The sequence below is a fragment of the Kitasatospora sp. Xyl93 genome (genome assembly GCF_055383135.1).
In genome coordinates this window covers 8,355,022-8,377,922 of the sequence record NZ_AP029185.1, presented here as the reverse complement: position 1 = coordinate 8,377,922, position 22,901 = coordinate 8,355,022, and the positions used below count along the sequence as shown (strand labels likewise).

23 protein-coding genes are annotated in these 22,901 nt (G+C 74.9%); 13 read left to right on the top strand and 10 right to left on the bottom strand.

All coding sequences use genetic code 11. From position 1 onward, the window contains the following. Window positions 1-38: 38 nt before the first annotated feature. A complete protein-coding gene (locus ACZ5GH_RS36305) occupies window positions 39-1,691 on the bottom strand; it encodes a serine/threonine-protein kinase (protein ID WP_464336497.1) in 1,653 nt (550 codons plus the stop codon). Between the two features lie 455 nt (window positions 1,692-2,146). Between ACZ5GH_RS36305 and ACZ5GH_RS36300 the strand changes: the two genes are divergently transcribed. Continuing rightward, complete coding sequence (locus ACZ5GH_RS36300) at window positions 2,147-2,530, top strand: peptidase inhibitor family I36 protein (protein ID WP_387754297.1); 384 nt, start codon at window positions 2,147-2,149, stop codon at window positions 2,528-2,530. Window positions 2,531-2,721: 191 nt separating this feature from the next. Here the strand turns inward: ACZ5GH_RS36300 and ACZ5GH_RS36295 are convergent, their stop codons facing one another. After that, the gene (locus ACZ5GH_RS36295) at window positions 2,722-3,357 is read right to left on the bottom strand and encodes a TetR/AcrR family transcriptional regulator C-terminal domain-containing protein (RefSeq protein WP_387754294.1); all 636 of its coding nucleotides are present in this window, start codon (window positions 3,355-3,357) and stop codon (window positions 2,722-2,724) included. Between the two features lie 66 nt (window positions 3,358-3,423). Here ACZ5GH_RS36295 and ACZ5GH_RS36290 point away from each other — a divergent pair, with 66 nt between their 5' ends. From ACZ5GH_RS36290 to ACZ5GH_RS36270, 5 genes are all read left to right on the top strand, one after another. Next, on the top strand, window positions 3,424-4,656 hold the full coding sequence (locus ACZ5GH_RS36290) for a beta-ketoacyl-[acyl-carrier-protein] synthase family protein (RefSeq protein WP_464336496.1): 1,233 nt from the start codon (window positions 3,424-3,426) through the stop codon (window positions 4,654-4,656). A gap of 153 nt (window positions 4,657-4,809) precedes the next feature. Beyond that, window positions 4,810-5,334: a hypothetical protein gene (locus ACZ5GH_RS36285; protein ID WP_464336495.1), complete on the top strand. Its 525-nt coding sequence runs from the start codon at window positions 4,810-4,812 to the stop codon at window positions 5,332-5,334. A 149-nt stretch (window positions 5,335-5,483) separates the two neighbouring features. Next, on the top strand, window positions 5,484-6,446 hold the full coding sequence (locus tag ACZ5GH_RS36280; protein WP_464336494.1) for a quinone oxidoreductase family protein: 963 nt from the start codon (window positions 5,484-5,486) through the stop codon (window positions 6,444-6,446). A gap of 17 nt (window positions 6,447-6,463) precedes the next feature. After that, complete coding sequence (locus ACZ5GH_RS36275) at window positions 6,464-7,075, top strand: TetR/AcrR family transcriptional regulator (RefSeq protein WP_464336932.1); 612 nt, start codon at window positions 6,464-6,466, stop codon at window positions 7,073-7,075. Between the two features lie 438 nt (window positions 7,076-7,513). Next, entirely contained in the window at window positions 7,514-8,908 is a 1,395-nt protein-coding gene (locus tag ACZ5GH_RS36270) for an MFS transporter (protein WP_387754283.1), read from the top strand. Between the two features lie 336 nt (window positions 8,909-9,244). Here ACZ5GH_RS36270 and ACZ5GH_RS36265 read toward each other — a convergent pair whose 3' ends face one another. Next, window positions 9,245-9,679, bottom strand: a complete 435-nt coding sequence (locus tag ACZ5GH_RS36265) for an NUDIX hydrolase (protein WP_464336493.1) — start codon at window positions 9,677-9,679, stop codon at window positions 9,245-9,247. Window positions 9,680-9,839: 160 nt separating this feature from the next. Between ACZ5GH_RS36265 and ACZ5GH_RS36260 the strand changes: the two genes are divergently transcribed. Further along, the gene (locus ACZ5GH_RS36260; protein ID WP_464336492.1) at window positions 9,840-10,943 is read left to right on the top strand and encodes an NADH:flavin oxidoreductase/NADH oxidase; all 1,104 of its coding nucleotides are present in this window, start codon (window positions 9,840-9,842) and stop codon (window positions 10,941-10,943) included. Between the two features lie 264 nt (window positions 10,944-11,207). Here the strand turns inward: ACZ5GH_RS36260 and ACZ5GH_RS36255 are convergent, their stop codons facing one another. Next, on the bottom strand, window positions 11,208-11,624 hold the full coding sequence (locus tag ACZ5GH_RS36255; RefSeq protein ID WP_464336491.1) for a DUF2690 domain-containing protein: 417 nt from the start codon (window positions 11,622-11,624) through the stop codon (window positions 11,208-11,210). Window positions 11,625-12,022: 398 nt separating this feature from the next. Here ACZ5GH_RS36255 and ACZ5GH_RS36250 point away from each other — a divergent pair, with 398 nt between their 5' ends. The 5 genes from ACZ5GH_RS36250 (at window position 12,023) to ACZ5GH_RS36230 (ending at window position 16,168) form a co-directional block, all read left to right on the top strand. Continuing rightward, window positions 12,023-12,481 carry a carboxymuconolactone decarboxylase family protein gene (locus ACZ5GH_RS36250; protein ID WP_387754278.1) on the top strand — a complete coding sequence of 153 codons (459 nt, stop codon included), beginning with the start codon at window positions 12,023-12,025 and terminating at the stop codon, window positions 12,479-12,481. Window positions 12,482-13,109: 628 nt separating this feature from the next. Further along, on the top strand, window positions 13,110-13,352 hold the full coding sequence (locus ACZ5GH_RS36245) for a hypothetical protein (protein ID WP_387754275.1): 243 nt from the start codon (window positions 13,110-13,112) through the stop codon (window positions 13,350-13,352). A gap of 10 nt (window positions 13,353-13,362) precedes the next feature. Continuing rightward, on the top strand, window positions 13,363-14,070 hold the full coding sequence (locus ACZ5GH_RS36240; RefSeq protein WP_464336490.1) for a helix-turn-helix domain-containing protein: 708 nt from the start codon (window positions 13,363-13,365) through the stop codon (window positions 14,068-14,070). Between the two features lie 343 nt (window positions 14,071-14,413). Further along, window positions 14,414-14,644, top strand: coding sequence for a hypothetical protein (locus tag ACZ5GH_RS36235; RefSeq protein WP_387754269.1), 231 nt, complete (start codon window positions 14,414-14,416; stop codon window positions 14,642-14,644). 867 nt (window positions 14,645-15,511) lie between these two features. Next, the gene (locus ACZ5GH_RS36230; RefSeq protein ID WP_387754266.1) at window positions 15,512-16,168 is read left to right on the top strand and encodes a maleylpyruvate isomerase N-terminal domain-containing protein; all 657 of its coding nucleotides are present in this window, start codon (window positions 15,512-15,514) and stop codon (window positions 16,166-16,168) included. Between the two features lie 553 nt (window positions 16,169-16,721). Here the strand turns inward: ACZ5GH_RS36230 and ACZ5GH_RS36225 are convergent. The 5 genes from ACZ5GH_RS36225 to ACZ5GH_RS36205 all read right to left on the bottom strand — a co-directional run bounded on the left by ACZ5GH_RS36225 (window position 16,722) and on the right by ACZ5GH_RS36205 (window position 21,173). Then, window positions 16,722-17,366, bottom strand: coding sequence for a DUF4232 domain-containing protein (locus ACZ5GH_RS36225; protein ID WP_387754263.1), 645 nt, complete (start codon window positions 17,364-17,366; stop codon window positions 16,722-16,724). A gap of 196 nt (window positions 17,367-17,562) precedes the next feature. Further along, window positions 17,563-18,600, bottom strand: a complete 1,038-nt coding sequence (locus ACZ5GH_RS36220; protein WP_464336489.1) for a hypothetical protein — start codon at window positions 18,598-18,600, stop codon at window positions 17,563-17,565. Then, window positions 18,597-19,445 carry a hypothetical protein gene (locus ACZ5GH_RS36215; protein ID WP_387754258.1) on the bottom strand — a complete coding sequence of 283 codons (849 nt, stop codon included), beginning with the start codon at window positions 19,443-19,445 and terminating at the stop codon, window positions 18,597-18,599. Before ACZ5GH_RS36215 ends, ACZ5GH_RS36220 begins: the two co-directional genes overlap by 4 nt. After that, window positions 19,442-20,275, bottom strand: coding sequence for a hypothetical protein (locus ACZ5GH_RS36210; protein WP_387754256.1), 834 nt, complete (start codon window positions 20,273-20,275; stop codon window positions 19,442-19,444). Before ACZ5GH_RS36210 ends, ACZ5GH_RS36215 begins: the two co-directional genes overlap by 4 nt. A gap of 67 nt (window positions 20,276-20,342) precedes the next feature. Next, window positions 20,343-21,173: a hypothetical protein gene (locus ACZ5GH_RS36205; RefSeq protein ID WP_387754253.1), complete on the bottom strand. Its 831-nt coding sequence runs from the start codon at window positions 21,171-21,173 to the stop codon at window positions 20,343-20,345. Window positions 21,174-21,564: 391 nt separating this feature from the next. On the opposite strand from ACZ5GH_RS36205, the gene ACZ5GH_RS36200 reads away from it, so the two are divergent. Beyond that, entirely contained in the window at window positions 21,565-22,335 is a 771-nt protein-coding gene (locus ACZ5GH_RS36200; protein ID WP_387754250.1) for a hypothetical protein, read from the top strand. Between the two features lie 33 nt (window positions 22,336-22,368). Here ACZ5GH_RS36200 and ACZ5GH_RS36195 read toward each other — a convergent pair whose 3' ends face one another. Continuing rightward, window positions 22,369-22,737, bottom strand: a complete 369-nt coding sequence (locus ACZ5GH_RS36195) for a hypothetical protein (RefSeq protein WP_387754247.1) — start codon at window positions 22,735-22,737, stop codon at window positions 22,369-22,371. Window positions 22,738-22,901 lie beyond the last annotated feature (164 nt).

Sequence of the window (22,901 nt, the reverse complement as noted above, 5' to 3'; positions counted from 1 at the left end):
CGCGGGCGCCTGGGAAGGGAGCCCGGACGGACAGCTGGTCAGCTCTTCTTCTGCAGCACCATGAACTGGTCGTTCTTGAGCAGGTCCATGTAGTAGCGCAGTGCGCCGTCCGGCAGCATCATGATCTTGCGGTAGGTCTCCCCGTCGTCGATGCACCGCCCGCCGGGCGAGTAGCCGGTCGTCTTGGACGCGTAGGTGACCCGGCTTTCGTCGGCGTCGCTGAGCGTCCACGCGCCCTCGCACCAGGCGCCGGTCGTCGGCGTCTCGACGCGGATCCTGCTCTTCGCCTGGCTCGGCGCCGACTGGGCGATGGTGAGGGTGACGGTGGTGACGTCCCCGTTGACGGCCTTGCGCTCGCCGATCCAGGTCCCGAGGAACTTCGCGGGGATGGTGCCCGGGCCCGGTTCGGTGGGGGACGCGCCGGGCGCGGGGCTGTCCTCGGCCGGGTCGGAGCCGTCGTCGGTCGGCTCGCTGTTCTTCGAGGCCGGGGCGGAGGGCGGCGCCGTCCTGCCCCCGGCTGGGGCGTTCTGTCCGGGGTTCGGCCCGGTGGCCTGCTGGTCCTTGTCCCGCAGCCGCTCGACCAGCAGGTATCCGCCGCCGAGCAGCAGCACGCCGACCAGGACGGCCGCCAGCGCGCCGTACCCCCGCCGGCCGCGGGCCCGCGACGGGTGCGGCCGGTGGTCCGGCACGGTGGCCGGTGCCGACGGCGGCGGGACCGGGGCGACGAGCGGAGCCGGGGCGACGAGCGGAGCCGGCGGGACGAAGGCCGCCGGCCCCGCCTCGGCCTCCCCCTCCAGGTCGAGCAGTTGCACGGCGCTGCGCCCGACCGCCGCCGCCAGCGGCGCCGGCAGCCAGTCCCCGTGCCCCAGCCGGGCGGCGGCCGCGCCGTCGCCGTCCAGCCGTTCCCGCAGCTGTCCGGGTGTCGGGCGGGCGGCCGGGTCCTTGGCCAGGCAGTCCCGGACGATGGCGCGCAGCGGGCCGTCCAGTCCGGAGAGGTCGGGTTCCTCGTGCAGGACCCGGTAGAGCAGGACGGGCACGCTGACTCCGGAGCCGAACGGCCTGGTGCCCGTCGCCGCGTAGGCGAGCACCGCGCCGAGCGAGAAGACGTCGCCGGCCGGCCCGGCGGGCAGCCCGTTCGCCTGTTCCGGGGACATGAAACCGGGCGAGCCGAACACCTGGCCGGACTGGGTGAGCATGGTGGTGGCGTCCAGGGCGCGGGCGATGCCGAAGTCGATGAGCCGCGGCCCGTCCAGGGTCAGCAGCACGTTGGACGGTTTGACGTCCCGGTGCACCAGTCCGAGGCCGTGCACGTGGGCGAGCGCTTCGGCCAGGCCGACGCCCAGGGTCCGTACGGCGGGCTCGGGCAGCGGCCCGAACTCCCCCACGGCGGTGGTGAGTGCGGGCCCGGCGACGTAGCCGGTGGCCACCCAGGGACGCCCGCCCTCGGTGTCCGCGTCCAGGACCGGTGCCGTCCAGGCGCCGCCGACCCGTCTGGCCGCCTCGACCTCCAGGCGGAAGCGGGCCCGGAAGTCGCCGTCCCCGGCCAGGTCGGGGCGGACCACCTTGACGGCCACGGTCCGTCCGCCCGTGGTGCGCCCCAGGTAGACCCGGCCCATCCCGCCCGCGCCGAGCTGCCGCAGCAACCGGTACTCGCCCACCTGCCGCGGATCGTCCGCTGCCAGCCGCTCCATGCCCCTCGCTCCCCTCCGCGCCCGGCGCGACACCCGCGCCCCACCCGCCCTGAGCTGACGGTATCGGTCCCGGACGCGGCCGCGGGCGGGATCAAGGTCACGAAATCGCCGTCGGGCCGTCACGGGACCGGCGCGAACGGAGTCGGGCGGGACGCGCCCGGCGGTACGCCCCGGGGGCGACCCGGCGGGACGGCCCGGCGGGACGACCCGGCGCGCGACCGGCGCCCGAGGCCCGCTCGGGCGCCGTGTTCACCACTCATGTGAGGAATGCCCGGCCCATGCCCCTCGCGGGTGACATCGCCGGACATGTCCGCCGCCCGGCCCGCTGCCTCTGCCACAGTCGCAGGCGAGCCGGGAGGCAGCGCCCCACCGTCCGGACCGGCGTACCCGGCAGGCCGTCGCAGGCGCGTCACCGGCGCACCGCGCTCGGCACCCGACCGCATCAGGAGGAAGACATGGCGAAGTTCCACACGACGGCCGCCTGCCTGTCGATGGCCGCGGGGCTCGCTCTCACCGCGCTGGCCCCGACGGCGGCCGCGGCGCCCGCGCAGAGCGGCTACGACCGGTGCGCGAGCGGCAACTTCTGCCTGTTCCAGGACGTCGGCGGGCAGGGCCGCGTGGTGGGGCTGGGCGGGCAGCGCGCCTCGCTGGGCTCGCTGGACTTCGACAACATCACGTCGTCGTTGCGCAACCGCACCGGCCGCGTCTGGTCGGTGTACACCAACGTCGACTTCGGCGGCCGGTGCCTTCCGGTCGCCGCCGACTACACGGGCGACGTCACGCAGTACAGCCTGAACGACCAGATCAGCTCCGTACGGCCCGGGGGCTGCCCCTCCTGAAGGCCGCGCGGCCCCCTCGGGGGTGCGCGCCGTAGGCCCCGGACCGTACGCGGTCCGGGGCCTGCGGCTTCGTGCCGACGGACCGTCAGAGTCCGGCGCACGTCCCGGCCGTCGAGCGCCTGCCCGCCGGAGAGCACGGACAGCACGGACAGCAGCAGCACGCACAGCACGAACAGCACGGACGGCCGGGTTCAGTCGCCGCGCCCGGACTCGTCGTGGACGGTCAGCGCTCCGGCGAGGTCGAGGTCGGCGACGGTGCCGTTCGCCCCCGCGCGGACGAGCAGCACCGCACCGAGCGCGGTGCTCCAGAACGTCCTGGTCTCCACGTCGAGCGGGCGGCGGGCCTGCCAGCCGCGGGCGTCGAGGAGTTGGCCGACGAAGCGCTCGGACTGCCGGAACAGCAGCTGGAGGTGCCGGTCGACGACGGGGGCGAGGTCGGGCTTGGAGATCCCGGCGGCGAGTGCCCGCGCGACCGACGGGAGCGAGGGCATGGCGAGGACGGCGCGGGCGATGTTGCGCCGGAACGCCGCCGCGTCGGGGGCCTGGCGGCCGAGGCGCTCGATCCGCCGGGCGTCGTGCAGCAGGCCGAGGAAGGCGGCGTGCACGAGCAGCGAGTCCTTGGAGCCGAAGTAGTAGGTGACCTGGTTGGGGAAGACGCCCGCCGCGTTCGCGATCTCCGCGACGCTGATCTCCGCGCCGGGCCGCTGCTCGCAGAGCCGTGCGGTCGCCTCGATCAGCTGGCGCCTCGTCGCGCGACCGCGGTCACGCGAGGACACACCGGTGACCCGGGCCGGTGTCGACCGGGCTTCGGTTCGCTTCTTCTCCACCCCCGAATTGTATGTGATACAACTAGCCCCGTTCGCTTGTATGGCATACAAGAAAGGCGGAGGGGCATGCACCGGACCGAGGTCGTCGTGACCGGACTCGGCGCGACCACACCACTGGGCGGAGACGTGGAGTCGACCTGGAAGGCCCTGCTCGCAGGCGAGTCGGGCATCCGCGGCGGCGCCCTGCGCGGCCACGAGGACGCCGGCCTGCCCGACACCGCCGCCGGGACGATGGCGGTCGACCCCGCCGGGTCGCTGCCGCCGGTGCGGGCCAGGCGGCTCGACCGCTCGCAGCAGGCGGCCCTCGTCGCGGCGGCCGAGGCCTGGGCGGACGCCGGTGCCCCGCGGGTGGACCCGGACCGGCTCGCGTCGGCGATCGGCACGGGCATCGGGGGCGTGGGGACGCTGCTGAAGGAGGACGACGCCCTGGAGACGGCCGGGCGGCGGCGCGTCTCGCCGCGCACGGTGCCGATGCTCATGCCCAACGCGGCGGCGGCGCTGATCAGCATCGAGTACGGCGCGCGGGCCGGGTCCTACACGCCGGTCTCGGCGTGCTCCTCCGGCGCCGAGGCGATCGCCCTGGGGGCCCGGCTCATCCGCGCCGGGGAGGCGGACGTGGTCATCGCGGGCGGGACGGAGGCCGCGATCACCCCGATCACCGTCGCCGGCTTCGTCCAGGCGCAGGCGCTGTCGCGGTACACCGCCGAACCCGCCTCCGCGTCCCGGCCGTTCGCCGCGGACCGCAGCGGGTTCGTGCTCAGCGAGGGCGCCGCCGTCGTGGTGCTCGAAAGCGCCGAGCACGCCGCCCGGCGGGGCGCGCACGTCCACGCGGTGCTCGCGGGAGCCGGCATCGCCGCCGACGCCCACCACATCACGGCCCCCGCTCCGGACGGCTCCGGCCAGGTCCGCGCCATGCGCAAGGCCCTCGCGCAGGCCGGCCTGGCTCCCGGGCGGATCGGCCACGTCAACGCCCACGCCACCGGGACCCCGGCCGGCGACACCGCCGAGGCGCACGCGATCAGGGAGGTCTTCGGCCGCGCCACGGTGACGGCCCCCAAGGCGTCGCTCGGCCACCTCTTCGGCGCGGCCGGCGCGATCGAGGCGCTCGTCGCCGTCCTCAGCGTGGAGCACGGCGTCATCCCGCCGACCCGCAACCTCACCGCGGCCGGCGTCGCGCCCGACATCGACCTCGACGTCGTCGCCGCGCGCCGGGACGCCCCCCAGGAGGCCGTGCTCAGCAACTCCTTCGGCTTCGGCGGGCAGAACGTCTCACTCGTCGTCGCCGCCGCCCGGCCGTAGGCATCCGTACCGCATCCTGCCGCAGTCGCGACGGGTTCCGCAGCAGATCGGCCCGACCCGCGGCCCGGGGGCCCTCCGGCCGCGCGCGAAGCGACACCCCCGGTTGCGGAGCGGTAGGTTGACGGCTGCCGACTCCGGGAAGGGTTCACCGACGTGACGATCGATCAGAGCGCCCTCGGCAGCGCGGTGAAGGCGGTCGTCGCCGCCGCCCGCGCCGAGGACGCGGCCGCGCTGTACCGGGCCGTGATGCCGCCGGCGGGCACGGACACGCCTCCGGCCGAGGTCACCGCCTGGTTCGGGTCGCTCGTCATCCACCTGGCGCTCACCGCGGCGAGCGCTTCGAAGCTGGAGCGGGGCTGCCCCCGGGAGGCCGTCTCGGCCTGGGTCGAACAGGTGGAGGGCCCGCTGCCCACCCCGGCGCGACTGCGCGCCGCGGACCCCGACGGGATCGACCACGTCGAGGCGATGAGCGCCGCGGCGGGCTACTCCCGGTGCCGCGAGTACGCCGTCGACCTGATCGGCGTGGGCCTGATCGAGCCGGACGAGGACCCGGACGAGCGAGCCGTCGACGCCCACTGCGCGGTGACGAACGACAAGGACGCGCGGATCACCGTGATGGCGATGCTCGGGCGCCTCGCCGCGAACCCCGCCGACCCCGGCGGGCGCGGCCGGCGGTGACAACGCCGGCCGCGCCGGCCCCGGGGTGACGGCCAACCACCCCCCGACCGTACGGATTTCTGGACTTGAGGGTCCATTTCCGGCTGCCTACCGTGCTTCCCGTCCCCCCTCTCCGCGCCCGGACGGGCCCGCACAGGAAGGTGTCACCCATGCACGCGATCCGGATCGAGGAGCACGGCGGCCCCGAGGTCATGCGCTGGACCGAGCTGCCGGACCCGGTCCCCGGCCCCGGCGAGGCACTGGTGCGCCTGGGCGCGGCCGGCGTCAACTACATGGACGTCGGCGCCCGCGCCGTGGGCGGCCCGGGCTGGGCGGCGCCGGCGGTCCTGGGCGCCGAGGGCATGGGGTACGTCGTCGCGCTCGGCGAGGGAGTGGACGGGCTCGCGGCCGGCGACCGGGTGGCCTGGTTCTACCACCCGGGCAGCTACGCCGAGTTGCTCGCCGTCCCGGCCGCCTCGCTGGTCAGGGTGCCCGACGGGGTGCCGGACGAGGTCGCCGGCGGCCTGCTGATGCAGGGCCTGACCGCCGGCCACCTGAGCACCGAGACCCACCCGATCGCGCCGGGCGACACCGCGGTGGTGCACGCGGCGGCGGGCGGGGTCGGCCGACTGCTGACCCAGCTGGTCAAGGCGCGCGGCGGCGACGTGATCGCCCTGGTCTCCCGCGCGGAGAAGGCCGCCGTCGCGAAGGAGGCCGGCGCCGACCACGTGCTGGTCCACTCCGGCGGCGGCTTCGAGGACCGGATCCGCGAGCTGACCGGCGGGCGCGGCGCCGACGTCGTCTACGACGGCGGCGGCGCCGACACCTTCGCCTCCTCCCAGCTGTCCCTGCGCCCGCACGGCGTGCACGCCTACTACGGCCCCTTCATGGGCGTGCCCGAGCTGCGGCCCACCGACCTGCCGAACAGCATCCTGCTGACGTACCCGGTGGTGCACCACCACGTCCCCACCCGCGAGGCACTGGTACGGCGCACCGGCGAGCTGTTCGACCTCGTCCTGGCGGGCCGGCTCACCCCGCACGTCACCGGCCGCTACCCGCTGGCCGAGGCGGCCCGGGCGCACGCGGACCTGGAGTCCCGGCGCACCACCGGCAAGCTGGTGCTGCTGCCGTGAGCGCGGCGCGGGAGCACGTGCCGCCGACCCGCAAGGGCGCGGCGACCAGGCAGCGCATCGTCGAGGGCGCCGCCCGGGAGATCCGCGAGGAGGGGGTGTTCGCGCTGCGCCTGGAGGACGTGATGGCCCGCACCTCCACCAGCAAGAGCCAGCTGTTCCACTACTTCCCCGGCGGCAAGGACGAACTGCTGCTGGCGGTGGCCCGCTTCGAGGCGGCCCGGGTGCTGGAGGACCAGCAGCCCGAGCTGGGCGCCCTCACCTCCCGGGAGGCCTGGTGGCGGTGGCGCGACAAGGTCCTCGCCCGCTACCGCGCGCAGGGCGTCGGCTGCCCGCTGCACGTGGCGCTGTCCCAGCTGGGCACGGCCGCCGGCGCGGGCGCCGGCGCGGGCCGGACGGTGGCCGCCGAGCTGCTGGGGCAGTGGCAGCGCCGGCTCGCCGCCGGCGTCCGCCACCTGCGGGACGAGGGGACGCTCGACCCCGCACTGGACGCCGACCGGGAGGCGGCGGCGCTGCTGGCCGGGGTGCAGGGCGGGGTGCTGATCCTGCTCACCACCGGCTCCGCCGACCACCTGGAGGCGGCCCTGGACTCCGGCCTCGCCCGGCTGGGGCTGGCGCGCCCGGCGCCCTGACGCGGAGCCGACACCGGGCCCGCGGCGGCGCGTTCCGGGGCCCGCGGCGGCCCGCTCCGGGTCACGCAGCGCGCCCGCGCCCGTACGGACGGGCACCGGCCTGCTGTGGAACAGGTCACATTTCCAGGGCAGTTGGGGCTCCCGGGTGACAAGGGTCACGCCCGGCGCGCCCTGCCCGCCGTCGGCGGCGGCCACCCCCGGCAGGACTGGGCGGGCGCCGCCCGCCCACGGGCGAAGGGCCTGTCCGCTTCGGGACCTTGGTCGTGAATCCGGTCGACCTTCGGCCCGGTGGCGCCCCCGCGGGGCCGGGGCAACCGTGGACGGTCGCCCGTTGTGACCGGGCGATGGCGCCGTCCGAGGTGGGCGGCGCCTTTCCCTGCCGTCTACCCGGCGCACGGTGCGCAGTGCGCGCCGTACGCTCCGGAGGACCCCCAGCACATGTCCCAGACCATCGACAACGCCCCGTATACCGCGTTCCACCGCAGGCTGGCCCTGGCCTGTTCGGGCGGCCCGCTGCTCGACGGCTACATCCTGAGCATCGTCGGCGTCGCCCTGATCGGGATGCGTCCCGACCTCGGGCTGTCCACCGCCGAGGTCAGCCTGATCGGCGCCGCCGCCCTGGTCGGAATGTTCGTCGGCGGCGCGCTCTTCGGCGTGCTGACCGACCGGATCGGCCGGGAGGTGATGTACACCGCCGACCTGCTCGTGATGGTCGCCTGCTCGGTGCTCTCCTTCTGGGTGGACGCGGTGTGGGCGATCGCCGTGCTGCGCTTCGTGCTCGGCATGGCCGTGGCCGCCGACTACCCCATCGCCACCTCGCTGCTCGCCGAGTGGCTGCCCGCCAAGCAGCGCGGCCGGCTGCTGGGGCAGCAGATCGTCGCCTGGTACGCCGGCTCCGTGCTCGCCTACGTGGTGGGCTACCTGTTCCTGGAGCTGGCCGGTCCGGGCAGCTGGCGCTGGATGCTGGCGAGTTCCACCGTGCTGTGCGTGGTGTTCCTGGTGATCCGGCGCGGCTCGCCGGAGTCGCCGCGCTGGCTGGCCGCCAACGGGCGGGTCGGCGACGCGGTGCGCGTGGTCGAGAAGCACCTCGGGGTCCGGGTCGACGGCCGGGAGCTGATGCCCGATCCGGCCGAGCGCGGCCGCCCCGCCGGCCTGCGCCTGCTGATGACCCAGCCCTACCGGCGCCGCACCCTGTTCTGCGGCCTGTTCTTCCTGTGCCAGGTCGGCCCGCTGTTCGCGATGCTCACCTTCGGCCCGCAGATCCTCTCCTCCTTCGGCATGCCGGGCGGCACCGTGATGGAGACCCTCGGCACCGGTCTGATCAGCCTGGTCTTCCTGCTCGGCTGCTACCCGGCGCTGCGCCTGATCGACACCCGCGGCCGGCGGCCCGTCATCATCTGGTCGTTCGCGCTGATGACCGTCCCGCTGGCACTGCTGGGCGTGTGGCCCACCGCCCCGGCGGCGGTCGCGCTGCTGGCGCTGTGCGCGTACGCCTTCCTGTGCGGCGGGCCGAACGTGCTCGACTGGACGTACCCCAACGAGCTGTTCCCGACCGAGATCCGGGCCACCGCCGTGGGCGTGGCCACCTCGGTCAGCCGGATCGGCGCGGCCGTCGGCACCTACCTGCTGCCGCTGTCGCTGACCGGGCTCGGCACCGGCCCGACCATGCTGATCGCCGCCGGGACCACCGCCCTCGGCCTGCTGGTCTGCGTCATGTGGGCCGAGGAGACCCGGGGCACCGCCCTCGGCGCCTCCCCGGCGGCCGCCTCCGCCGCCCCGCGCGCCACCCACGGCGCCGTCCCGGCCCAGCGGGTCCCGCAGACGGCGCGCTGACGGCCGGTCGGCTCGTACGGCAGCTCGCCTCGCTCGCCTCGACGGCGCCGCCCGGTCCCCCCGGGCGGCGCCGTCCGGCGTTGCGGGGGCGTCGACTCCCGCGCGCTGCACGGTGTTCGACCTTCGCGGCGCTCCCCGGCGGCGCACGTTCCCGACTCCGTGAGGACGGGCCCGGGGCGGCCGTTGCCGTAGCCGAAGCCCGCGTAGGCGTGACACGGGGCCCGGGACGGCGGTGCGGTCAGTACGGCGCCGGTGGGCGGGGGTCTCGGGCTCGGCGGCCGGGGCCGACGGGTTTTCCGCCGGCCCGGAGTCCCGCCCCGTCAGGGTCCCGCCCCGTCAGGCCAGGTCGCCGCGTTCGCGCAGCAGGGGCAGGAGGTGGTCGCGGACGGCGGGGGCCAGGCGCAGGGTGTCGTCGCGGCCGTCGGTCCAGCGCAGGTCGGCGAGTTCGGCGGCGGGGGCGGGCTCGCGGTCGAGGCCGGCGGTGAAGACGGTCATCAGCATGGGCACGTCTTCGAGGGCGGCGGTGGCGCGGATGTCGGTGAGGTGGCGGGGGTCGACCGGGGCCACGCCGAGTTCCTCGGCCAGTTCGCGGGCCAGTGCCCGGAGGGCGTCCTCGCCGGGGTCGGGCTTGCCGCCGGGGAGGTAGTAGACGTCGGGGGCGGCCTGCTTGCTGACGACCAGGAGCCGGCCGTCCCGGATGATCACGGCGGCGGCGACGGTGAGAGGGGCGGTCGGGGTGGTCGGGGTGCCGGCGGCTGCGGGATCGATCATGGAAGGGATTGTCGCAGGTGGGAGGGCGGACCGACGGCGCACCCTTGCGAATGCCTGCGCGCGCAACTATTGTTTGGGAATGTAAATGCAGCTGCAAAAGTTGCATGCTCACTCACCCTTTCGCCCGGCGCCAGCCGACCCCACCGGGAGTCCGACCGACATGAGCACCTCTCTCTTCGAGCCCCTCACCCTGCGGGCCCTGACCGTCTCCAACCGGATCTGGATGCCGGCGATGTGCCAGTACAGCGCCGCCCCGGACGGGGAGGCGGCCGGCGTGCCGACCGACTGGCACTTCGCCCACCTCGCGGCCCGCGCCGCCGGCGGCACCGGGCTGATCATCACGGAGGCCACCGCGGTCAGCCCCGAGGGGCGCATCAGCCCGTACGACCTCGGCATCTGGAACGACGAGCAGGCCGCGGCCTTCCGCCGGATCACCTCCTTCCTGAAGAGCCAGGGCACCGTGCCGGCGATCCAGCTCGCCCACGCCGGCCGCAAGGCCTCCACCGAGCGGACCTGGGTCGACCGCGGGCGCCCCGTCACCCCGGACGAGGAGCACGGCTGGACCCCGGTCGGCCCCAGCGCCGAGGCCTTCTCCCCCGCCCACGCCACGCCCGACGAGCTGACCGAGGAGCAGATCGGCGGGATCGTGCGGCAGTTCGCCGACGCCGCCCGGCGCGCGCTCGACGCCGGCTTCCAGGTCGCCGAGGTCCACGGCGCCCACGGCTACCTGGTCCACCAGTTCCTCTCCCCCGCCTCCAACCACCGCACCGACGGCTACGGCGGCTCCTTCGAGGGCCGCATCCGCTTCGCGCTGGAGGTCGTCGACGCCGTCCGCTCGGTGTGGCCCGAGGACCTGCCGGTCTTCTTCCGCGTCTCCGCGACCGACTGGCTCACCGAGGACCCGCAGGACGGCCGCGAGGGGTGGACCTCCGAGGACACCGTGCGCCTCGCCAAGGAGCTCCAGGCCCACGGCGTCGACCTGCTCGACGTCTCCACCGGCGGCGTCGTGCCCGACGCCCGGATCGAGGCCGCGCCCGGCTTCCAGGTGCCCTTCGCCGAGGCCGTGCGCCGCGAGACCGACCTGCCGGTGGCCGCCGTCGGCCTGATCACCGACGCCGCCCAGGCCCAGGCCGTGCTCGCCGAGGGCCGCGCCGACGCCGTCCTGATCGGCCGTGAACTGCTGCGCGACCCCTACTGGGCCCGCCACGCCGCCGCCGAACTCGGCGGCGAGGTCACCACCCCCGTCCAGTACCACCGCGCCTGACCCCGCGGGCGCCCGTACGGCGGCGGGGAGCCGGGCGGCCGGCTCCCCGCCCGCCACCGGGCCGCCCCGCGCATCACGGTCGAGGCCCACTCCTCCAGGCCCTCTCCGAGATCGTCCGGCGCACCCACGAACCTCGTCCGCACCCGCCGGTACGCGCCCGCACCGCAGGGCCCGCACTGCACGGGCGGCGAAGCCGTCCGGAGGCCGGCGCCGGCCGGCGCCGGTGAGGGCCGATCAGTACCGGTCGGCGCCGGTGAGGGCCGGTCAGTGCCAGCCGGTGCACGACCAGGTGCCGCCGGCTCCGTCGTACTGCTCGACGCAGGCGCAGTAGGCGCTGCCGTTGCCGACCATGGCGGTGTACGCCTGGCGGTCGGGCGAGGCGTTCGCGAGGTACGAGTCCCCGTCCCTGATCTGGATCTTGAACCGCCAGCTGGAGTCGGCCGCCCGGATGCGGGCGAAGGCCGCGCTGCACCCCGTGGAGTTCTGCAGCTCGACCTCGGGACCGCCGCCGGCCGGCGTCACCCTGTCGATCGTCCGGGCGCTGGACTTGCAGCCGGTGGAGCCCGGGTCCTTGCCCGTACAGCCCGACCCGCTGCAGCCCGCGGCCCGGGCCGCTCCCGCCGGCAGCAGCGACACCAGCACCAGCCCCGCCACGGCGGCGCCGAGAGCGTGCTTGAGCATGCGCACTCCTCCTTCAGATCCCGTGAACCGGTGCCGGGCCCGCGCCACCCACGCCACCCACGCCACGCACGCCACGCAACCCGTGCAACCCGTGCACCACGGCCTTCCCGCCGGGTGGCGCCGGCAGCCGCCGCCCGGCGCGGCGCTCGTGGCGCACTGCCCGCTCGTGGGTGGCGTCCTGATGCGGGGCCATCCCTTCGGGTGGTTTGCGCACAGGAAATCTTTCGGCCCGGATAGGGCGCAGTGATGCCATTTCAGGGGGGTTCGACCGCAAATCTTCCTGCGAAGGCGGGGCGGCGTGGCGGGCTTGAGTTCGAGTGCACTCCAAGTCCTACGGTTCTGCCGTGGTTCGGGCCGCCGGTGGTCGGCGGCCGGGAGACGGGACAGGAGCATTGCAGATGAGCACGTCCGCGAACGAGGCCGAGGTCCGCCGGGAGCGCTTCACGCACGGGTTGGAGGTGCTCGACCGCATCGACGGCGAGGTCGGGCGGCGGGTGGTGGACTCACTGGGGGACATCAGCCCCGAGCTCGGGCACCAGATCGTGGCCTGGGGGTTCGGGGAGATCTACAGCCGCCCCGGGCTGCCGCCGCGTGAGCGGCAGCTGGTCACCCTGGGCATGCTCACCGCGCTCGGCGGGTGCGAGCCGCAGTTGGAGGTCCACGTCAACGCCTCGCTGAACGTCGGGCTGACGCCGCAGGAGATCGTCGAGGCGCTGCTGCACTCCGCCGCCTACTGCGGTTTCCCGAAGGCCCTCAACGCCACCTTCGTCGCCAAGAAGGTGTTCGGCGAGCGCGGCCTGCTGCCGGTCACGGCGGACCGACCCGAGGACCGGGCCGAGGACCGGTCGGCCGACTGACCGCCTGTCGGCCTGACCGCCCGCCCCGCCGGCCGGCTGATCGGCTGACCCGGCAGCCGGCCGGACGGCCCGCTGGTGCGGGCCCGGGTGCGGCGGGGCCGCCCCTGGCCGGCCCTGCTGGAACAGGGCAGGCCGGATCCCCTGGATGGTGTCGAGTGGCAACGGCCGGGGAGACCGCGTTCGTCGGACGGGGGTGGGCGCCTTCCGCCCAGCCGGCTTCCCGCCGCCCCCGTCGTCGTGCCGATTGCCGCGCCGAGCCCCGGCACCTCCGGCTCCGGGCCCGGGGCGGGGCTTGTGCGGGGACGTACCCCGCCGACAGCCACCAAGACTGGCGTTTTTCGCGCCCCCGTGGCAAGCCCGAAAGGGTGCGCGAGGTCGGACGCGGCGGGCCGCCGGAGCCCGCAGGCGGGAGCGGGCGGCGGGTGTGAGCTGCGGATTTTCCCTGACGGTTTCTCAACTTCGAGTGGGACAAAGCGAGAAACGGCGCCGTAAAGCGGTGGACCGCCGCCGTGGCCCACGGCAACCCTATACGTGGGCGTCCAGCCCGACCGGCCCTGGAAGGCCGGTCGGGCGCACGAGGACCCCGGTCGAGTGGCAACCCCCCGCAACCCAGCGAAGCGGAGACCGCATGGAACAGCAGTACACCCCGGCCGCGCACGCGGCGTGCGTCGAGATCCGGACGGCACCCGGCACCGGGGTGCCGGTCCCGGCCACCGTGCTCGTGGTCGTCGTCCTCCTCCTCACCACCGCCCTGACCGCCTCCGGCACCCCCGCCCGCACCGCCGTCGCCACCCTGGCCGCCGCCGGACTGCTCGGCACGGAGCTGGCCCGCCGCCTGGCCGAGGCGCTCACCGCCCACCGGGCCCGCTAGGCGGCGGCCGGTGGGGCGCCTGAACAGCGCCCTGGCTGAGCAGGACAAGGAGGTCCGGACGCTCGCGCAGTGGCTGCGCGGGCTGCGCGAGCGCTCCGGCCTCACCTACAGCCAGATGGCGCACAAGACCGAGACCGCCGGGTTCACCCAGCCCGTCTCCCTCGCCACCCTCTCCCGCGCGGACGAGGGCCGCACCGTGCCGACCTGGCCGGTCACCGAGGCCTACACCCGGGCCTGCGGCGGCTCGGTGCGCACCGCCGAGCGGCTGTGGCTGCGCGCCGACGCCAACCGGCCCGGTCGGCGCACGGGCAAGCGGCTGCCGGGCCCACCACCCGCGCCCGGCGCGGGCCGGGCCCTGCGCTACGTCACGGAGCGCTCCGAACTGCTCCTCGCCATGCGGCGGCTGCGGCTGCGCGCCGGCAGCCCGTCCCTGCGCGAACTGGAGGCCCGCGCGGTACGGGCCGCCGTGAGCCACCTGCCGCGCAGCACCCTGCACGGGGTGCTGGCGGGCGAACGGGACTGCACCGAGCGGGTCCTCATCGAGTTCGTCCGGGCCTGCGGAGCCGGCCCGGCGGAGGAGGCCGAGTGGATCGCCGCCCTGCACCGCACCCGCACCGCACCACCCCCCGACATCCGCCGCCAACTCGCCGACGCCCACGCCGAGATCCACCGCCTACGCCGCGCCCTCGACCGCCACCCCTCCCCCGGCACCCCCTGACGCCCCCCGGGTGTGGAGTGGAAGACTGAGGCCGAAGCGCAGAACCGCACAGAGGATCCAGACGCCCATGCCGAATCCACTCGACGCTCCGGACGCGGTGTCAGGCGCGGCTGAACCACTGGAGGAACTGCTCGACGACTGCAACTGGGGGGTGTCGTCCGTACAGCTGCTCCACGTGGTCCCCGTGGCCGGGGTGACGCCCGGGCATGACCGGCTGAAGGATCTCGCTCAATCCGTGTGCCACCCGGGGGCCCGTGGACGCCAGGCAGGAACGTCGGTCGTCCCGTTCGAGTCACCGGGGGCCTGGCGGGACGTATTCCGCCGCCAGGTGATCGACGGGTTCATGCACTCCGCCCAGAGGTCCTCGGACCCCGACGTGCGCACCCCCGCCGAGATCCGGGGGGCCGGCGAACTCGCCGACGGCGTTGCCGACGTCATCGAAGCACACCTGGGGCCCGTCCGAAGCGCCGGTGACGTCAACGGCCCGTACCTGGTCGACGACATATGGTGCCGCAACCTGCTGTTGGTCACCGACAACTGGGCCACCATCCTGCACCTCGGGTTCTCCGACTGACCGACCGAGCACCTCCCCGTCCACTGCGGCCCCGCAGCCGGCAGTCGGATCTCCCCCGAGAACACCCCACACTCACACCAGGGCCGACCGGGAAGTCGACCGGCCCGACTTCCCGTGCCGCAGCGGAGGCGGAGGCGAAGACGGAGCCGCCCCACCCAACCTCCCACCCCACACCCGGCACGCCGCTGGGAAGCGCACCCTCGATGTGCGGCACCGTGCGCAGCGGAGCAGGAAGTCGACCGGGCCGACTTCCCACGCCGGGGCCTACGGCACCTCCGGCGCAAGGCGTGCGCGGCTCACGCGGAGAGTGGAGCAGGAAGTCGGCCGGGCCGACTTCCCGTGCCGCAGCGGGCAGAGAGGTCCAGCGAGAACCTCAGCACGCACACCAAGGCGGAGCAAGAAGTCGGCCAGCTCGACTTCCCACGCCGGATAGGCGGCACCCCCATCGAAGGGGTGTAGCGCTCACACAGAGCGGGAGTGAAAAGTCGGCGGGTCCGACTTCCCCTACCGCAGCGGCAACGGAGGCGAAGACGGAGCAGAAAGCCGCCCCACTCAACTTCCCCCTCCGCACCCGCACGCCCCCGAGGCCGCACCCTCAATGTTCGGCACCCATCCGCAGCGGAGCAGGAAGTCGACTGGGCCGACTTCCCATGCCGGGCGGACGGCACCTCCGGCGCAAGGCGTGCACGGCTCGCGCGGAGGATGGAGCAGGAAGTCGGCCGGGCCGACTTCCCGTGCGGGGCGGACGACACCTGCGGCGCAACGGGCGCGGGGCTCGCGCGGAGGGTGGAGGGGAAGTCGGCGGGGCCGACTTTTGGTGCTGCGGCGGGCGGGAGGGTGGTGGGGCCGTGGTGGTAGCTTGCGGGGGTGGGGCTCTTCGGGCGGTCGTGGGTGGCGTTGCGGGCGGCGGTGGACGGGCTCGCGGAGGAGGACTTCGCGCAGCCGTCGGGGTGTGCGGGCTGGTTGGTGCGGGATCTGGTCTGCCATCTGGTGATCGACGCGCAGGATGTGCTGATCACCCTGGTGACCCCCTCCCCGGAAGAGCCGACCCGTGACGCCGCGTCGTACTGGGAGGTCCACCGGGAGCCGCCGGACGGGCAGGACCCGCTGGCCGCGCTGACCGTACGGCTGGCCGCCGCGTACGGGGACCCGGCGCTGCTGCGCTTCCACCTGGACGACGTCGGCTCCGCGGCGGGCCGGGCCGCCGACCTCGCCGACCCGCGGCTGCGGGTGGCCACCCAGGGGCAGGTGCTGACCGCCGCCGACTACCTGGACGCGTACGTGCTGGAGTGGACGCTGCACCACCTGGACCTGGTCGCGCACCTGCCACACGTGCCCGGCCCGCCCGCCGAGGGGCTGGCCGCGGCACGGAGGCTGCTGGAGCGGATCGCCGGGGCCCCGTTCCCGGCCGCCCTGTCCGACGCGGACGCGCTGCTGGTCGGCACCGGGCGGCGGGCCCCGAGCGAGGCCGAGCGGACCGCCCTGGGGACGCTCGGGGAACGGGTCCCGTTCGTCCTCGGGTGACTCGGAGCCGCCCGGCAGAGCTCAGTTGTCGGGGCAGGGCCGGTCCGGGCCCGGAGCGGGGTTTGGGGCGCGAGGAGACGGTCGTAGCCGGCCTCGAACCGTTTTGCGGGGATCGGGTATCCGTCGGGGTCGAGGGTGTGCCGGCCCGTGACGTTGACGCCGACGAGGACCGACAGCACGTCCGGGCGCGCGTCGAGCACGTCCGGGCGCCAGCGGGCTTCCAGGTCCATCACCTTGTCGCCCGCGTTCGCGGTGTTCAGCCAGGTCACGGGGCGGTCCGGGTGCCGGTGGGCCCATTCGCCCGCGACGCGCAGCGGGTGGCCGGTGCCGAGGCCGTCCTCGCTCTCCCGGCGCCGGCAGTCGGTGATCGAGTCGCCGGTGAACATCACGGTGCTTCCCGGTCGGATGGTGATCGGCATGGGCGCTCCCCGGAAGAGGCGGGACGGGACCTCTCGAAGGTGCCCGGCCGTACCGTCACCGCGCCGTCAGCGCACCGACGGTCTGAGGCACCGCGCTGCCATCCGGCTTTCAGCAGCGACCATATGACGTCTCGTCAGTTCACCGGGACGGCGTCCTTGGGCAGGGTGTGCCAGTTGGTGACGACCGGCTTGTCGACCGGGGTGGCTCCGACGGGGACGCTCGCCGGGTTCGGGTCGGGGTTGCCGATGCCGATGACGGCGTCGGTGAACTCGACGGCCTGGTTGCCCTTGGTGGTCTTGGCCATGATGCCCGCGTAGGCGGTCTTGGCCCCGCTGAGGGTGATCGGCTCTGCGGTGCCGTGCTCGACGGGCGCGGCCTCGATGCCGCCGGAGCCGAACGCGATGACGGGGTGGGTGCCGGGGAGCGTGCAGGTGATGCCCGGCTTGGCCTTGGCGCTGATCAGGATGTAACCGCCGCCCTGGCTCTCGGACTTGGCGGAGAAGACCAGGTCGTTGGCGCCGCAGGCCTGGCCGTAGCCGCTCTTGTCGGCGGAGGTCGCGGAGGCGGACGGGGCGGCGGGGGCCTTGGGCGGGGCGCTCTTCGTGGGCGCGGCTCCGGCCGGTGCGGCCGTGGCCGGGGCAGCCGTGGCCGGTGCGGGCGCGGCGGCGGTGGCGGCGGGAGCGGGGCTCGCGTCGCTGTTCTCCGGGCCGCAGGCCGTCGCGGCGGCGGCGATCGCCGTGACGGCGGCGGCGGTGAGGACGAGGCGGCGCGTGCGCATGGGTTCTCCTGCGGTCGTTGGGATGACGGTGCCGGTCTCGTGCCGGTCTCTGCTGCGTCATCACCGTACGGCGGGGTCGTTCACGGGCCGGTGCGGGAAATATCCCGATCCTGTGCCAGAAACCGGCGCCCGGACGGACGGCGGGCCGGCGCCCCGGAGTGGGGGCGCCGGCCCGGTCGCGGCGGGTGGGTCGGGGTCAGACCAGCAGGTCCGCCTGGAGGGTGACGACCTGGCGGAAGGGGGTGACGGGGACGCCGGCGGGGTTGGTCATGGTGACGACGGCGAGGATGTCGGAGGCGGAGAGGTAGCCGAAGCGGGCGGTGGGGGCGCCGCCGGGGCCGGCCGTGGTGGATTCCATGGTGGTGAGGCTGGTGCCGTCGACGGTGTCCCAGCTGTCGTGGGGGGTCGTCCTGGTGTCGGGTGCGGCCTTGGGGCGGGCCTTGACGCGCAGGGCGCCGAAGGCCTCCCAGGACTCCCGGAAGGAGCCGAAGCGCAGCAGCCGGATCTGGGTGCGGGTGCCGTCGGAGGCGGTCCACTCCCGGACGGTGGCCGCGCGGCAGGCTTCCTCCAGGAGCAGGGCGTGCACCCGGGCCGCGTCCTGCTGTTCCTCGGCGATCGCGTCGCAGGGCACCCACTGGCCGAGCCCGGAGGCGGCGGCGGGCGTGGCGGCCGGGGCCGAGGCCGTCGGGGCCGGGGCGGCCGGGGAGGCCGGGGAGGCCGGGGAGGCCGGGGAGGCGGTGGGCGATCCGGACGGGGTGGGGCCGAGGGTGGGGGCCGGGAAGACGGGCGGGGTCAGCGAGCCGCCGGCCTCCTTGGGGGCGGGCAGCAGCAGGTGGCGCAGGTCCGCGTGGTGCGGGGTCTTGCCCTTGTCGTCCGGGGCGGCCTTGCCGGCGGGCAGCGGCGGCAGGGTCAGCGGGGCGAAGGTGTAGCGGCCGTCGCCCGCGGTGGCCAGGCCGGGCAGGTCGGTGCGCTCGGGCGCGGTGACCGCCAGGGCGGTGCCGGTGCCGGCGAGGACGAACACCAGGGCGGCGCAGCTCCAGCGCACCGCGGCCTTGCGGCGACGGTCCCGGCGGGCCTCCTGCTCCGCGAGGACGGCGGGGTCCTCAGGGACGGGAACGGGAACGGCCTCGGGAGCGGCGACGGTCTCCGAAGCGGCTGCGGCCTCGGGAACGGCGACCGCCTCGGGAACGGCGACGGCCTCGGGAGCGGTCGGCGGGGCGGACTGGTCGGTCATACGGAGGCTCCCGGGCGGGCGAGGCGGTCGAGCTGGAGGGTGAAGAGGGCGACGATCCTGTCCTTGGGCAGCGGTGCCACGCCCTCGGCGCTCATGATCACCAGGAGGTCGCCCTCGGCGGCCGAGCACTCCAGGTAGTCGATCGGCGCGGACGGCGGGGCCGGCATCAGGTAGCAGTGCGCCTCGGGGTGGCCGGGGACGGCCGGGCCGACCCGGAACAGGCCGGTGTCGCCGGTGAAGACCGCGGTGTACTCGTTGATCCGCTGCACTTCCTGCTGGTTGAACTGGCGCAGCTTCAGGCCGATCACCAAGTCGTCCCCGTCGGCGCGGTAGGTGCGCACGCCGGTGGCCTTGACGTGCATGCCCTCCCAGTAGGAGCGCATCGTGTCGCGCTTCTCCTTGGGGAGCTGCTGGAGGTCGGCGTCCAGTTCGGCGGACAGCTGCTCGCGGTTCAACTCCGTGTCGTTGCCGTAGCCGCCGTCGTCCGGGCCGGGCTGGTAGCCGGCCGGGACGGGCAGCAGCAGGTCGCGCAGCGAGCCGAAGTGGCTGCCGTTGGACTTGGCGCCGTACGGCGTGGCGGTCGCGGTGGGGACGGGAGCGGCGGCCGGGGCGGCGGCGACGGCCGGCGCGGGGTCGTCGTCGTACTGGGTCTTGATGATGCCGACGCCGATGGCCACGCCGACCAGCGCGGCCGCGGCGGTCGCGGCGCCCGCGCGCAGCAGGCGGCGGGAGGCGGGGCTCGGCGGGGGGCTCGGCGGGGCGGGGGCCTCGGGCGCGGGCGTCGGCTCGGGCGCGGCGGGGGCCTCGGGCGCGGCCGGGGTCGCGGTCATCGTGTCGTCGTTCATACGAGCCGCTCCCACTGCCGCTTGGCGAGGTCCTTGAGGGTGTCGGGGTTCACCGGCTGGGTGCCGAAGACCTCGATCGTCATCTGCAGCGAGCCGCGCTTGGCGATGGCCTCGCCGTAGTAGTACTGCTCGGTGCTCTCGGCCCAGTGGTGGGGCTCGGGGTCCACCTTGTAGCCGCCGTTGGCGTTCTCGGCGAACGTCTGCGGCCAGGCGGGGGACTTCGCGTTGTCGGCGTGGTCCGCGGTGTACTGGACCAGTTGGACGCGGTACCGGACGTCGTCCTTCTTCCAGTCCACCTCGGCCGCGCGGCGGAAGCCGTTCGCGGCGAGGTCCTTGAACATGGCGGCCGACCTGCCGCTGCGCTCGGCGACCTCGCCGATCGAGATCCAGCTCGGCTTGTCCGGGTAGTCCGCCCAGGGGGTGCTGCCTTCGGGGGCGCTGACCAGCAGCTTGGTCAGGTCGCCGTCGATGGCGAGCGGCCCGGGCTGCTCGGCGGCGAGGGCGGCCGGGTCGACCGTCTCGGCCGGGTACGACGGGCGGACGACCTGCAGCGGCGGCAGCGGCGTGGGCGGGCGCTGGGCCTGCACGGCGTAGCCGACGCCGCCGCCGGCCAGGGTGCCCAGCACCAGGGCGCAGACGGTCAGCAGCACGGGGCGGGGGCGGCGCGGGGCGCGCGGGGCGGGGGCGGGCTCGGCCGCGCCCTCGGCCGCGAACGGCTCGGCGGGGACGGCAGGCGCGACGGGCACGGCAGGCGCGACGGGCACGGCGGGCGGCGGCGGGACAGCGGCCGCGGGCGCGGCGGGCACCGGCTCCGCGGATTCGGTGGTCACGGAAGTGGCTCCAGAAGAGGAAGGGAAGGAGGTGGCGTCGGGCGGGCGGTCGGGGCCGGGGTCGGGCTCAGCCGCCGGTGGTGAGCCACTCGCGCTGGCGCTTCATCAGCTCGTTCAGCAGCGCCTTGTCGGGTGTCCCCTTCACGTCGACGTCGATCGTGTACTGGACGTCGCCCTGGCTGGAGATGCCGGTCATCGAGCCGGTGTACGCCTGCTGCTTGGGGGTCTTCAGGTAGCCGCGGCCGCCCTGGTCGCCGTCGATGTCGAACGGGTCCATCGACTTGATCCGGTAGTTCCTGACGAAGTCGCCCGCCATCGCGGTGGAGCCGAACTTCAGCAGGGTGACGGTGACTTCGGCCTTGCCGTCGGCGGTCCGGTACATCCGGGTCGCGCCGCCCTTGTAGCCGTAGGACTTGAGGATGTCCATGATGCCGTCCTGCTTGCCGAAGACCGCGGCGACGTCGTCGTCGGTCATGGTCACGCCGTCCACGGGGCCGTAGGACTCGCCGCCGGCCGGGATGGGGAGCAGGAAGTAGCGCAGGTCGCCCTCGTGCCTGCCGCCGCTGACGGTGCCCTTGACGGTGCTGGCGGGCGCGGGTTCGGCCGGGGCGGCGGTGGGCACCGGGACGGGCGCGGCCGACGGCGTCGCGCTCGCGGTGGCGCTCGCGCTCGCGGCCGCCTTCGACGGGGCGGGGGCGGCGGTGGCCGGGCGGGCGGCGGGCTTGCCGACGGCGACGGTCACCGCGGCGCTGGCCGCGGTGACGGCGAGCAGGCCGGCGGTGGCCAGCGCGACGCCGACGGCGCGCGGCAGCCGGCGCGGGGCCTGCCGCGGCGCGGCGGCCGGTGCGGCCGGTGCCGGAGGTACGGCGGTGGCGCCCTCGTTCTCGGGCTCGGGCAAGGGAATCCCCCCAGGAAGAATGCGGAATCTCACGCGCGGGCCCCTCGCGGGAACCACTCCCCCAAGCGGGTTCCCCGGGCTTCCGTCACACGTGTCGGCAGGAATTATGAGAGGCCGCCGGTGCCCCTGCCAACACAGGAAATCCCCGCACTCTCATCCAATGTTCGACGAACCGGACACACCGTGATCGAACCGCAATGGGCCACTGCCTGCGGTGATGACGCAGTGTCGACACATCGATTCGAACACGGCAGGGTGTGGTGGGCCAGGTCCCCGGCCCGCACGGGCACGAGCGGAACCGCTCACCCTGCCCGCCCGTCATCTCCACCAGGGTCGCCACAGGCTCGGCAGCCCCTTTCGCGCTCTCCACCACCCAGGTCCGAGGAGATCCATGGCCGACACCGTCAACTCACTGGCAGCCCGTGTCCACGAACTGCTGGTGGCGATCGTGACCGAGGGTCCGACCGCGAGGAGCGCCTCGGGCCTGACCGACGTCGTCGCGCGGGCCACGGCGCTCGGCCCCGACGGCACGTGGCTCGTCGCGGCGGGCCACGCGAGCCTCGGCGACCTGGCCTTCGCCCACGGGCAGGCGGACCAGGCCGTCCTGCACCTCGACGCGGCGGTGACGGCCGGCTTCAACGACTGCGTGGGCCTGCACGTCCCCCCCATGCGGGCGCTGCACCACGACCCCCGCTTCCAGGCCGCGTACCAGCGGATGCGCATCACCATGGCCGACCTCGACGAACTCTTCTGGCTGCACCGGGAGATGCGGATCGCGGTGCAGGAGTCCCAGGACGCGACCGTCGACAACCTCGGCCGCCTCGACACCGGGGTGTCCCTGCTCCCCAAGGCCCCGATGCCGACCCGCGAGCCGAACACCCTCGGCGTCTGGATCACCCGCATCGACCTGGCGGCGCTGCAGACCGCGCTCCAACAGGCCGCCGTGAAGGCGGAGTTCCAGCGCAGTGCCGGCAACACCAGCCTCAGCCTCATCGACGACACCTGGGACCACCACCGGGCCAGGAACGACGCCTGGTACGCCGACGGCCTGGACACCCGGCGCCAACGGGCCGCCGAGGCCCGGGCGTTCGTCGAACGCCCGGGCGTCAGCACCGCGCTCGTCCCCTGCCCGCCGCTGGGCTCGATCACCTACCCGGGCTGAGCGGGCATTCGGCGGCGCGGCACCGGAGGGGGTTCAGGCCCTGGCCAGCGAGCCCTCTTCGAGGCCGTCGAGGACGAACCCGTTCTCGAAGCGCACCCGGTACCTGGTCCGGGCGCCGGGGCCGGAGCCGGTGTCGGTCGCTCCCGCCTGGATGAACTTCTGCCGGATGTCGTTCATCACGTGGGACGTGAAGCCGTCGAACCGGGCGCCGCGCATCTGCTGGTCGAAACTCGCCAGCGCGGCCTGGGCCGCACCGCCGCCGCCGGCTTCCTGCTGCGCCGAGCCCGTGACGATGCCCAACAGGCCCTCGGCCAGGAACAGCGGCCCGGGCAGGCCCGCGGCCTGCGCGGTGACCTGCACGTCCCTGGTCAGTCTCACCGTCGCACCGGTCTCGTACGGCATGGCGTGGCCCCCTCGGTCGATCTTGGTCCTGGCCCTGGCGAGCGTAGTCGAGATGCGGCGGGAGGAAAGGGTGTCCGGCGAGATCAGGGCCCCGAGGCCCTGGGCCGGGCCGGGCCGGGGACTTCGCCGAGCGGAGCGGGGCACGGCGCGCCAGACTGTTCGAG